We start from the raw sequence: 11,534 nt of genomic DNA on the forward strand, positions 1-11,534 counted from the left end.
TTTTTATACGGTGTTAGTTAAGTTACTGCCTTTTTATCTTCTTCCCGCAATTATTCTTTCCAAATTTTGTTGCCAATTTGCAGTGTGTTTTATTCTAATGTATTCGTTTGCTGGTCTTGTTTGAATCTCAGTTCGACTCATCTGACTTAATTCTACCCAGTTTTCAAATAAAACATAAATAGCATTTCCATAATTTAAATTTTCAAATACAACTAGGTTGTCAGAAAATTTAGCACCAAAATATTTTCTCATTCCACTTAGACCCGAAATAATTTCAGCAGGATTTAAATTAACTAAATAATCATATTTATTTTGAACTTCCTCAACTTTTTCAGGTGTTAAGTTTCTACTTCCTCTCATAATTCTTTCTAAGTCGTCATTTCTATCTCCAGGAGGAAATATATCCCAAGTTAACGATAAAGTTCTTAAGTACTCTTCTCGCGTTGTTTCAGAAGAGAAAACATTAACAGAATAAATATTTTCTTGTAATAAATTTATAACAAAAAATAATTCTTCATCAAAATTTTCTTCATTTCTATTTAGTATAATATCAACAGAAACTTTAATTTTAAAATCATTTTCAGTTTCTTCAAGTAATTCTGTTGTTATTGAAAGTTCTCTTGGTGGAATATCGTCATATGGGTAAACCTCTCTTGTTACATAAAGAGAAAAATAGCCTTTTGACCAATCTCCATAATAAGGTCTTTCTCCTAAATAAAATGATTTTCTTATTTTGTGTTGGTCTTTGTATACAATTTTATATCCATTAATATTTTTACGACTAAAAGATCCAACTGTGTTTTCTGGAATATATTGATTATTAAAACTGATTTGATTATTATTTAATTGTAAGTTTAAATTTCTGAATTTTAAATCCTCAATTTGATTCTTGTTTATTTTTATTATTGTAGCAACAATAATATTATCTGAATTAAGAGCGTTTATTCTATTGGTAATAAATTCAGGAGTACTTCTAAAGTTTTTTTTCATAATTGTTTATTGGGTTTAGTGGTTGTAACTAACTATATTTATGACAACTTTTCAATACTAATATCAAACAGGCCTCAGGTTATTGTAGCTAAATTATTAGTAAGCTAAACTACAATTACTAAATAGTAATAACAATACGTATAACTACGTATTTTTATTTGTAGTAAAGGTATTACAAGGTTAGGGGATATGCCTTAAGGGTTTAGGTAACAGCATAAAAAAAAACACCTTGCAAGATTGCAAAGTGGCTTTTAAATTTTTCTTTTTCTTTAGTCTTATTTATCAATAGATCCTAAAACACGTTTCATAAAGTTGTTTACCGCTTCTTTTTTAGGCGTACCTTCTTTAATCATTTTATTAACTTCAATTGCACCATACATATTAGAGATTAGCTCTCCGATAACGTCTAGCTCTTCATCTTTTAAGGATGGTACTTCTGTTAATGTTTCTAGCGTTTCTATACTTACAAATGAATCTTCATTTTGGGAGTCAAAAAGACCTATCAAAGCAAAAATGGATTGATAATAATATCCTAAAGCTGGTCTTATTGCACTATGGTTTGTTATTTTTTTTATAGCGGTTGGCATAAGAGTAGTGGTGGTTTAGGACCAAAACTTTTTCCACCAAGACTTATTTTTGTTAATATTACTGGCTTCTGAGTTTCCATTATCTCCGCTATTACTTTCATGTATTTTTATATGCAGTTTTTCTTTTAATTCAGCAATGTCTTTTTTGTACATTTTGATTCTTACTGAATTTTTAAAGGTTTTTACATAGTGTTTTAGCGCGTCCAAATGAAATTGATCTATTTGCAAGTCTCTGCCGATTGCAATGCTTGTTAAAGTTTGATTTTCTGACCAATTGTCCTTATTGGTTAACCAACTTGGAAGTAGTTGTTTTAAGTAATCATATTCTTTTGCTTGAAATGCAAAATCAACTTCATCTTTAATTGAAAATTTAAATACCAAAAAGTATTCATGCTTAAATTGTTTCCAGTTGTCTATTTCTTTTTGTGAATATGGTGGTGGATCGTTATTGATACCTGTAATTTTTAGAGCAAGTTCTTTATTTGGGTGATCAGTTTCAGTCAGATATTTCTTGACTTTAACAATTCCAAAGGAGAGTAAATATTCAGTATCAAAACCAATGGAAGAATCAAAGTCAGTTGTTTTAGAATCAATGAAACTCCATATATCTTCGACTTTATCAAATTTTGTTAATATGAATGCTGCTAGGTATAAAACTTCAACTTCATATTCTTCAACAACTTGGTTAGACTTTCTTAGTTTTTTTTCTTCATTGAATAGAAATTTGGCTATGTCATAATCTGCATTTTGACAATCATTATAGAGCCCGATAAGGATTCTATTTCTTCTAATTTGATTTTTGTTGTTGTCTTTTGCGGAATCTATAGAATAGCTGTCAAGAAGCGTTTTGTCACTCCTTAGTTTTTCTAATTCGTCTCTATATATTTTTTCCAGATTCATTTTTTCTATTGCATACAGCGTGTTTGTGTATGGTTAGCTGCGTGTTTAAACAACTAAAATTAGTAATTAATTTTATACGGTGTTGTAAAACGTTTTTAATCTATTTTAATTGTTTCAATTTTTCCTTTAGCTTCCGAATCTATGCCTAAAATTTCATCCGTTATATAAATTCCTTTTAAGCTGATTTTTTCTAAATTCAGCTTTACTTTATAGTTATCAAGTTCAATTTCAGAAAGGTCTGCTCTAATTTGATTTTCGAGATTAGATAAGTCAGAACCATAATTGTAAATACTACTTTTAGAAATATCATCATAATAAAATCTGTTAACAAGAAATTCTAACCCTTTATTTATAATTTCAGAGTTGGTATTTGAATTCATCTTAAAATCATCAAGATAAATTAATGTTTTATCCAAATCTAGTGCTGGCTTTGCTGTGAAATATAGGTGTCCTTTAACTCTTTTAAACATACTTACTTTTCCTTTTATTTCGACGTCAAATAAAAGTCCTGATGCGTGTTCATTAATTTTAACACCATAAGTTTTGACATCTCTAATTTTTACCCAGTTACTTCCATATTCATATTTTTTATCTTTGAATGATTTATTTAATTGGCTTGAAATTTTATCAAAACTTGCATCAATTGGAAGATTTATATGAAAATAACCATCAGAACTTTCTATAATAGTTAATTTGGGTAAAGGTTTTATTTCAATTTCTTCTTGTGAGGATTTTAAATTTAATTTAGTTCCGATTCCAACACCAACATTTATATTATTTCCTTGGGATTTAAAATCTTGAAAAAAGATGTTTTCTGGATAAATATGTAAGTAGAAATCATCAACTGGAATTGTTTTGTGGGCTTCATTCCAAACTTTTGTCAATTCACTTTTTAAGTCAATTTTATTTAATTGTTTACTTATTTCTTTATCAAGTTGTTCTTTAACAGGTTTTAATTGGTCACGAATTGGACCAACTACATCTTCAATAGGTATGCTAATTTTAAAACCTAATAACCATATCTCGATATTTTTTCCTGAAATTATTTCTCCATCAATTTTTGTGTCCGCTGACATTTTATAGTTTTCATTAATGTTTAAATCTATTTCTATAGTTAAAGCTATTGTTGAATTTGCATCGCCATCGATATTTCCTCCGTGACAACAACAGTCACATAGCCAATCATCTTGCCAAACTCCTGGACAATATTTTCCACTTGCCTTTACTTCAAGGTTGTTTTTGAAAACAAGTTTTCCATTTTGAGTACTTACTTTCATTGGATTATTTCTAAATACCCTTACTTTGTATTGTTTTCTTTCGCAACCAACATTTTCATAAAATATTTGTCCTTTTGGAACAGCATTGTCAACTTGTTTCTCTACTTCAGAGAGATTAAGTGATAATGGAATGAAAATTTTGGACTCTTTAATTTGAGGTTGTTCATTCGCAATATTTGGTGAAGGTTTAGAATTTAGTTTTACAGTTTTACAGCTGTAACTTAAGAATAAAACTAAAATAGCAAATAATGATTTTTTCATAATATATTGGTTTGGTTAGTTTCTCAATTTATAGCTAATTTAATTTGGAAAACATACCTAATAATGGGGGGCGAGTTTTCTCAAATTACTGGCAACTACTTTTATAACAACTTTTTGTAACTAATATCAAATAGACCTCAAGTTATTGTAGTTAAATTATTAACAGCCAAGCTACAACTATTTGATAATAAACACAATACGTATAACTACGTATTTTTATTTGTAGTAAAGGTATTACAGGGTTAGGGGATATGCCTTAGGGGTTTAGGTAACAGCATAAAAAAAACCACTTTGCGAAATTGCAAAGTGGTTTTTAAATTTTTCTTTTTCTTTAGGCTTATTTATCAATAGATCCTAAAACACGTTTCATAAAGTTGTTTACCGCTTCTTTTTTAGGCGTACCGTCTTTAATCATTTTATTAACTTCAATAGCACCATACATGTTAGAGATAAGCTCTCCGATAACGTCTAGCTCTTCATCTTTTAAGGATGGTACTTCGGTTAATGCTTCTAGCGTTTCAATGGTTTCGATAACGTAATCTTCGTCGTTATCTTCTATAAATTGCGCTAGGTGTTTTATTACTGGTAATTTCATTGATAAGTATTTTTTAATTTCTGTTTCAAAAGCTGTTCTCGATATAATTTTTATTACTTCAAAATTACTGGAACGGACGTTTTTTGTATTAGGCTACTTCGTTTACTAAGTCTTTTAATACATCAAATTTGTTAGTCTGTGTTTGATTTACAAATTTTCCGTCTTTAAAAGTGGCAAACGTTGGTAAATTGTCTACGGTAGCTAATTGTCTTGATTCCGGAAATTTTTCCGCGTCAGCGATAACAAACGTAATGTTTTGTAACTCACCAGCTAATTTTTTAACTTTAGGTTTCATGATACGACAGTTACCACACCAAGTGGCAGAGTATTGTACCACAACGGTGTTGTTGTTTGCTATAATTTCTGATAAATTATCTTGACTTAATTCTTGAACCATGATTGCTTAGTTTACGTGATTTGCTAAATACTCAGCAGTACCAGTTCTGTTAGCGCTCATTGCGTCTTTACCTTCTTCCCAGTTTGCAGGACAAACTTCTCCTTTTTCTTGCACGTGTGTTAAGGCATCAATGATACGTAAAAACTCGTTTACGTTTCTTCCGATAGGCATGTTGTTTACCCCTTCGTGTTGTACTACACCATCTTCGTCGATTACGTAAGTGGCTCTGTAAGTTACGTTGTCACCTTCAACGGTTACTACACCTGTTTCTTCGTTGTAAGTTTCGTTAGTGATATCTAAAATACCTAAGGTAGAGGCTAGGTTACGGTTAGAGTCTGCTAAAATTGGGTAAGTTACACCTTCAATTCCACCATTATCTTTAGGTGTATTTAACCAAGCAAAGTGTACTTCTGGAGTATCACAAGAGGCACCAATTACTATAGTATTTCTTTTTGCAAACTCTTCTTTTGCAGCTTCAAAAGCGTGTAATTCTGTTGGGCAAACAAAAGTAAAATCTTTTGGGTACCAGAATAATACTACTTTTTTCTTGTTGTTTTTTGCTTCTTCAAGAACGTTAAGTTTAAAGGTGTCACCCATTTCGTTCATTGCGTCTACTGTTAAGTCTGGAAATTGTTTTCCTACTATAGCCATAGTGTTAAAAATTTTTAGTTATTAGATTAATTTTTGAGTGGCAAAGATATGGTTGAATGTTAAAAAAACAAGCCCAATAAAATTTTTAAATCTTATTGGGCTATAAATTTTTGTTATAGTTTGTTTGAATAAATATAGTTTGGAACTATTTAGAAATAATCTGTCTTATTTTAATTGAAAACGCTGCAAATAGCAATGTTGTAATAGGGCTTAACCAGTTAAAGATAGCGTACACAAAATAATCTGCAACGCTAACGCCTAATACACCAGATTGGTAAGCACCACAGGTGTTCCAGGGGATTAGTACTGAGGTTACCGTACCAGAGTCTTCTAAGGTACGACTTAAGTTTTCTGGCGCTAGCCCTCTGTCTTTATAGGCTTTTTTAAACATTTTACCAGGTATTACAATTGCTAAATATTGATCTGATGCTATTGCATTTAAGCCTAAACAGCTTATTACTGTGCTTGTAAATAAACCAAAGACGCTAGTGGCAATTTTAAGTAACTCTTTAGTGATTCTGGATAAGGCACCAATTGCGTCCATGATACCACCAAATACCATTGCGCAGCAAATTAAAAAGATGGTCCATAGCATTCCGTTCATTCCTCCAGAAGAAAAAAGTTTGTTAAGTTTTTGGTTGTCGGTTGCAATGTTAGTATCTGTTAATATTGATGTTATAATTGCACTGATTTTTGAATCTGCTAAACTGTCTAAAATATTAGGCTGAAAAATAAAGGCAAAAACAGCAGCAAGAATGATACCTGTAAATAAGGCAATAAGAGGTTTTGTTTTTAATAATATTAATCCAATTACGACACCAGGTACAATGAATAATAAAGGTGTAATGTTAAAGGTATTTTTAATACTTGCTAAAAGTCCACTGATATCTGTTGTACCACTTGTATCAATTGTTGTACTTAATATTGAAAATACTATTAAAGTGACTATTAACGTTGGTACTGTAGTAAAAGTCATATATCTAATATGCGTAAACAAATCTGTACCAGCCATAGCAGGAGCAAGGTTTGTGGTGTCGCTTAAAGGAGACATTTTATCTCCAAAATAAGCGCCAGAGATTACTGCTCCAGCAATCATACCTGGTGCAATACCTAATGCGCTACCAATACCAATTAAAGCAATACCAACGGTTGCAGATGTGGTCCAACTACTACCCGTTGCAATAGATATTATTGCAGCAATAATAACTGAAGCAGGTAAAAATATAGCAGGATTTAAAACCTGTAACCCGTAATATACCATAGCAGGAATAATACCACTAACTAACCAAGTACCAGCAAGTGCACCCACTAAAAACAGAATCATGATAGGTACAAAAACGCTTTTAAGGTTTTCCCAGATTTCTTTTAACATTAAAGTTACAGAGACTTTATTAAACAGCCCAACACCAGCAGCGACAAGTCCGCCAATTAATAAAATGATATGATTGGTATATGTCCCAAACCATTCCTGACCTTCTACAAAAAAGATATTGTATGCTAATAGAGACATTAGGATTACTACCGGAATTAAGGCTTCTAATAAGCTTAACTCTTTATTGTCAATAATCTTTTGGTCATTAATGTCGATTTTGGAAATATTGTCGTCTTGCATTTAGTTAGTTTTTAGGAAGTGTAATGTTACGATTTTACAAGATGTTTTGCAAATTGAATTATGCGTTGAAAACTAGTGTGTTAAGAGATTTAGACCATGCTTTGTCTGTTTGTGCTTAACTTTTGCTTAATTATTAGTTGCAAATAAGGTAACCTAAAACCCTGTTTGGATCGTTTTTAAAATAGAATAAGGTTTAGCGTTAACTAAACCTTATTTAAACACTGATGTGGTCTTAAATTATGCTTAAGTCCTTCATGCAAGTGTGCATTATTTGGTAAGTACGCTGTATGTCTGCATCTAAACCTATTGAAAACCTGATAAGTCCATTGCTTAACCCCATTGCTTTTTGTTCGTCCTCAGGAATTTCGGACGATGTTGAGCTACCAGGAGCAGAAAACAAGGTTTTGTAAAAGCCTAAACTTACTGCTAAATAGCCAAGGTTTTTTTCTTGCATTAGCTCCATTAACGCATTAGCTTTATCTAAAGATCCAGCGTCAATAGTTAGCATGCCACCAAAACCGTATTTGTCATTCATCATGGATTTAAATAACGCATGAGAAGGATGAGAGGGTAAGCCAGGATAGACGGTTTTAAGACCTAAAGCTTCAAATTTTTGTGCTAGATATAAGGCATTGACACTATGTTGTTGCATCCTGATGTGTAGCGTGCGTAAGTTTTTTAAAACAGAAGCTGCTCTTAAACTATCCATAGTACTGCCTAAAAGCATGCAAGCGCCATCGTTAACATTTCTTAGGCTGTCAATATACTCTTGGGTACCACAAACGACTCCACCAACAGTATCTGATGAGCCATTAATAAACTTTGTTAAACTGTGTATTACGATATCTGCACCTAATTGTGCAGGTGAAATTGATAAAGGTGAAAACGTGTTGTCTACCACCAGTTTTAAATTATACTTTTTGGCAAGTTTAGCTAAAGCTTTAATATCTGCGACTTCTAGTAGTGGGTTGCTAACGGACTCGCAATACAACACTTTTGTGTTATTTGTGATAGCAGCTTCAACAGTATCTAATTTTGTGATGTCAACAAAACTAGTGTTTATACCAAATCTAGGGGTGAAGTTTTTTAAAAACGCATAGGTGCCACCATAAATGGTTCGGCTAGATACAATATGGTCTCCTTGACCACATAATTGCATGATAACAGGTGTGATTGCACCCATACCAGATGCAGTGACGTTAGCGGTTTCAGTCCCTTCCATAGCAGCTAAGGCTTCGCCTAGGTATAAATTTGAAGGTGTAGAATGTCTAGAGTATAGGTAGCATCCATCTGCATTGCCTTCAAAAGTATCAAACATTGTTTTTGCTGATAAAAAGGTGTAGGTAGAAGAGTCTGAAATAGACGGGTTAACACCTCCAAATTCGCCAAAATACTGTAAATCTTGTATGTTGTTTGCTGGTTTAAATGTCATAATAATAGTTTTAGTGATGATTACATCAAATATCAGTATTATTAGAATAATAATCAATGTAATTAATATTATTAGGAATATAAAACTAATATATGTTGTTTTATTAGAAATTTAATTTGTTATATTTGAAATTGAATAACTAAAACTGAAAATTTTTCCTTTATGACCTTTGATGCTATTGACCAAAAACTACTACAATTACTACAAAATGATAGTAAACAGACTAATAAAGAGCTATCTAATGCATTAAACTTATCTGTAACAGCAGTTTTTGAGCGTATTAAAAAATTAGAAAACAATGGTGTAATTAATAAGTACGTTGCGTTGGTTAAAAAAGAAAAAGTAGACAAAAGTTTTGTTGCTTTTTGCCATATTAAACTCTCACAACACATTCAAGAATACGTAGTACAATTTGAAAAAGAGGTGACCAATTTAACAGAGGTTTTAGAGTGCCATCATATTAGTGGTGATTATGATTATATACTTAAGGTTGTGGTTAAAGATATGGAAGCTTTTAGAGAATTTATGGTAGAAAAACTAACTAATATTAATCATATTGGTAGTACGCATAGTATGTTTGTTATTAGTGAAGTTAAAAGTACTACCGCAATACCTATTTAATTTTTGCTGTGTCGTTTAAGCTATAAACTTTATTTTTGAACAGTATTAATCTATTTAAATCAAAATATGAAACACCATTTAATTTATTTCTTCTTAGTAATATCAGCCCTAAGTTTTGCACAAAAAAACAATAAGCCTTCTTATTTTGGAATAAAAGTAGGAGGTAATATTGCTACTATTTCTGGTGATTTTTCAGAGGAGTACTCGTCACGTTTTAGCTTTCATATTGGTATGACAGGAGAGTTGGAGATTAGTAAAACATTACAATTAGTGCCAGAAGTACTGTTTAGTTCTGTAGGTGCAGAAAATGTTGTCTTAAATTATATAACCTTACCGATTGGTTTAAGAGTGTATCCAGACAAAAACTTTTATTTAGAAGCAGGACCACAAGTCGGTTTTTCTGTAGGCGCAGTAAAAGAGGTTGGATCTACACAATTTGGAAATGACATAACCAATGTTAATCAAACCGATTTTGGTGCTAACATAGGAATAGGGGTAAAAACAGACTCTAGAGTGTTGCTTGGGCTAAGGTATTATCTTGGGCTATCCAATTTAATCCAAGATCAAACGTATAATAATTACAATAGGGTTTTTCAGTTTTCAATAGCATATTTATTCAAAAATTAGCTTTAAGACTTTAGTGAATAATCACACAAAATTGTACTTTTGTTTATAGAAAGTAACATTTAATAATTTCCGCGAAAGCGAAAAAACAAAATATATGAGTCAATACGACGTAGCAATTATAGGTTCTGGTCCAGGTGGATACGTAGCAGCAATACGTTGCGCGCAATTAGGAATGAAGACAGCAATTATCGAAAAATATTCGACATTAGGTGGTACCTGTCTTAATGTTGGATGTATCCCAAGTAAGGCTTTGTTAGCCTCTTCACATCATTATGAAGAAGCGACTAAGCACTTTGAAGATCACGGAATTGAAATTCCGGGTGAAATTAAAGTAAACCTAGAAAAAATGATTGGTCGTAAACAAGCAGTTGTAGACCAAACAACAGGAGGTATTGAGTTTTTAATGAATAAAAACAAGATTGATGTCTTTACAGGTGTTGGGAGTTTTAAAGATGCTACACATATTATAATAGAAGGCGAAGAAACGACTACCATTGAAGCTAAAAACACAATAATTGCAACAGGTAGTAAGCCTTCTACCTTACCTTTTATTACTTTAGATAAAGAGCGTATTATAACCTCTACAGAAGCTTTAAAACTAAAAGAAATCCCTAAGCACATGATTGTGATTGGAGGCGGAGTTATTGGTTTAGAGCTTGGTCAGGTATACAGACGTTTAGGAGCCGAAGTTACTGTTATTGAGTACATGGACAGAATTTTACCTACAATGGATAAAGCGTTGTCTAAAGAGTTAAATAAAGTGTTTAAGAAAGCTAAATTTAACATGATGCTATCGCATAAAGTTCAATCTGTTGAGCGTCATGGAGATGAAGTTATTGTTAAAGCAGAAAATAAAAAAGGAGAGGTTGTTGAGTTTAAAGGAGACTATTGTTTAGTGTCTGTAGGACGTAAACCTTATACAGATGGTTTAAATGCTGATGCAGCAGGCGTAAAATTAACAGATCGAGGTCAAATTGAAGTTAATGACCATTTACAAACCAATGTTAGTAATATTTATGCTATTGGAGATGTTGTAAAAGGTGCGATGTTAGCACATAAAGCTGAAGAAGAAGGTGTATTTGTTGCCGAAACTTTAGCAGGACAAAAGCCACATATTGACTATAACTTAATACCAGGTGTTGTTTACACTTGGCCAGAAGTAGCAGCAGTAGGTAAAACTGAAGAAGAATTAAAAGAGGCTGGAGCAGATTATAAAGTAGGTCAGTTTCCTTTTAGAGCGTTAGGACGTGCTAGAGCAGGAGGCGATATTGATGGATTTGTTAAAATATTGGCAGATAAAACTACAGACGAAGTATTAGGAGTACATATGATTGGAGCACGTTGTGCAGATCTTATTGCAGAAGCTGTTACAGCGATGGAGTTTAGAGCCTCTGCCGAAGATATTTCGCGTATGTCACATGCACATCCAACCTTTGCAGAAGCAGTTAAAGAAGCCGCATTAGCAGCTACAGATGATAGAGCATTACACGTGTAATTACAGTATAATATAACATTTCAATATATCGTTGAAATGCAATAAAAAAAACAGCAACGATACTAGTTAGTTACTTTTTAGTTACGTTA

At 32.0% G+C, this 11,534-nt stretch carries 12 protein-coding genes; 3 read left to right on the plus strand and 9 right to left on the minus strand.

From position 1 onward, the window contains the following. Positions 1–33: 33 nt before the first annotated feature. From ITB9_RS01545 to ITB9_RS01585, 9 genes are all read right to left on the minus strand, one after another. Positions 34–990 (minus strand): hypothetical protein, encoded by a 957-nt coding sequence (locus ITB9_RS01545; RefSeq protein WP_054850855.1) that lies wholly within the window; start codon positions 988–990, stop codon positions 34–36. 275 nt (positions 991–1,265) lie between these two features. Then, entirely contained in the window at positions 1,266–1,577 is a 312-nt protein-coding gene (locus ITB9_RS01550) for a hypothetical protein (protein WP_261975533.1), read from the minus strand. 15 nt (positions 1,578–1,592) lie between these two features. Beyond that, positions 1,593–2,477, minus strand: coding sequence for a hypothetical protein (locus tag ITB9_RS01555; protein WP_054850856.1), 885 nt, complete (start codon positions 2,475–2,477; stop codon positions 1,593–1,595). 95 nt (positions 2,478–2,572) lie between these two features. Beyond that, positions 2,573–4,015 carry a DUF4403 family protein gene (locus ITB9_RS01560; RefSeq protein ID WP_054850857.1) on the minus strand — a complete coding sequence of 481 codons (1,443 nt, stop codon included), beginning with the start codon at positions 4,013–4,015 and terminating at the stop codon, positions 2,573–2,575. Positions 4,016–4,352: 337 nt separating this feature from the next. Then, positions 4,353–4,610: a hypothetical protein gene (locus ITB9_RS01565; protein ID WP_028606173.1), complete on the minus strand. Its 258-nt coding sequence runs from the start codon at positions 4,608–4,610 to the stop codon at positions 4,353–4,355. Positions 4,611–4,698: 88 nt separating this feature from the next. After that, positions 4,699–5,007, minus strand: a complete 309-nt coding sequence (locus ITB9_RS01570; RefSeq protein ID WP_028290821.1) for a co-chaperone YbbN — start codon at positions 5,005–5,007, stop codon at positions 4,699–4,701. A gap of 6 nt (positions 5,008–5,013) precedes the next feature. After that, positions 5,014–5,658 (minus strand): peroxiredoxin, encoded by a 645-nt coding sequence (locus ITB9_RS01575; RefSeq protein ID WP_028290820.1) that lies wholly within the window; start codon positions 5,656–5,658, stop codon positions 5,014–5,016. Between the two features lie 145 nt (positions 5,659–5,803). Then, positions 5,804–7,270, minus strand: a complete 1,467-nt coding sequence (gene nhaC, locus ITB9_RS01580) for a Na+/H+ antiporter NhaC (protein ID WP_054850858.1) — start codon at positions 7,268–7,270, stop codon at positions 5,804–5,806. A gap of 232 nt (positions 7,271–7,502) precedes the next feature. Further along, positions 7,503–8,702 carry an aminotransferase class I/II-fold pyridoxal phosphate-dependent enzyme gene (locus tag ITB9_RS01585; RefSeq protein ID WP_028606171.1) on the minus strand — a complete coding sequence of 400 codons (1,200 nt, stop codon included), beginning with the start codon at positions 8,700–8,702 and terminating at the stop codon, positions 7,503–7,505. Positions 8,703–8,864: 162 nt separating this feature from the next. Here ITB9_RS01585 and ITB9_RS01590 point away from each other — a divergent pair, with 162 nt between their 5' ends. From ITB9_RS01590 to lpdA, 3 genes are all read left to right on the plus strand, one after another. Beyond that, positions 8,865–9,323: an Lrp/AsnC family transcriptional regulator gene (locus ITB9_RS01590; protein ID WP_054850859.1), complete on the plus strand. Its 459-nt coding sequence runs from the start codon at positions 8,865–8,867 to the stop codon at positions 9,321–9,323. A 66-nt stretch (positions 9,324–9,389) separates the two neighbouring features. Further along, positions 9,390–9,950 (plus strand): outer membrane beta-barrel protein, encoded by a 561-nt coding sequence (locus tag ITB9_RS01595; protein ID WP_054850860.1) that lies wholly within the window; start codon positions 9,390–9,392, stop codon positions 9,948–9,950. Positions 9,951–10,044: 94 nt separating this feature from the next. Further along, a complete protein-coding gene (gene lpdA, locus ITB9_RS01600) occupies positions 10,045–11,445 on the plus strand; it encodes a dihydrolipoyl dehydrogenase (RefSeq protein ID WP_054850861.1) in 1,401 nt (466 codons plus the stop codon). The last annotated feature ends 89 nt before the right edge of the window (positions 11,446–11,534 follow it).

The organism is Olleya sp. ITB9 (assembly GCF_001315805.1).
Taxonomy (GTDB): domain Bacteria; phylum Bacteroidota; class Bacteroidia; order Flavobacteriales; family Flavobacteriaceae; genus Olleya; species Olleya sediminilitoris.

Coding starts and splice junctions, on each gene's coding strand:
- ITB9_RS01545 (WP_054850855.1), bottom strand. CDS start 990: ATGAAAAAAAACTTTAGAAGTACTCCTGAATTTATTACCAATAGAATA.
- ITB9_RS01550 (WP_261975533.1), bottom strand. CDS start 1,577: ATGCCAACCGCTATAAAAAAAATAACAAACCATAGTGCAATAAGACCA.
- ITB9_RS01555 (WP_054850856.1), bottom strand. CDS start 2,477: ATGAATCTGGAAAAAATATATAGAGACGAATTAGAAAAACTAAGGAGT.
- ITB9_RS01560 (WP_054850857.1), bottom strand. CDS start 4,015: ATGAAAAAATCATTATTTGCTATTTTAGTTTTATTCTTAAGTTACAGC.
- ITB9_RS01565 (WP_028606173.1), bottom strand. CDS start 4,610: ATGAAATTACCAGTAATAAAACACCTAGCGCAATTTATAGAAGATAAC.
- ITB9_RS01570 (WP_028290821.1), bottom strand. CDS start 5,007: ATGGTTCAAGAATTAAGTCAAGATAATTTATCAGAAATTATAGCAAAC.
- ITB9_RS01575 (WP_028290820.1), bottom strand. CDS start 5,658: ATGGCTATAGTAGGAAAACAATTTCCAGACTTAACAGTAGACGCAATG.
- nhaC (WP_054850858.1), bottom strand. CDS start 7,270: ATGCAAGACGACAATATTTCCAAAATCGACATTAATGACCAAAAGATT.
- ITB9_RS01585 (WP_028606171.1), bottom strand. CDS start 8,702: ATGACATTTAAACCAGCAAACAACATACAAGATTTACAGTATTTTGGC.
- ITB9_RS01590 (WP_054850859.1), top strand. CDS start 8,865: ATGACCTTTGATGCTATTGACCAAAAACTACTACAATTACTACAAAAT.
- ITB9_RS01595 (WP_054850860.1), top strand. CDS start 9,390: ATGAAACACCATTTAATTTATTTCTTCTTAGTAATATCAGCCCTAAGT.
- lpdA (WP_054850861.1), top strand. CDS start 10,045: ATGAGTCAATACGACGTAGCAATTATAGGTTCTGGTCCAGGTGGATAC.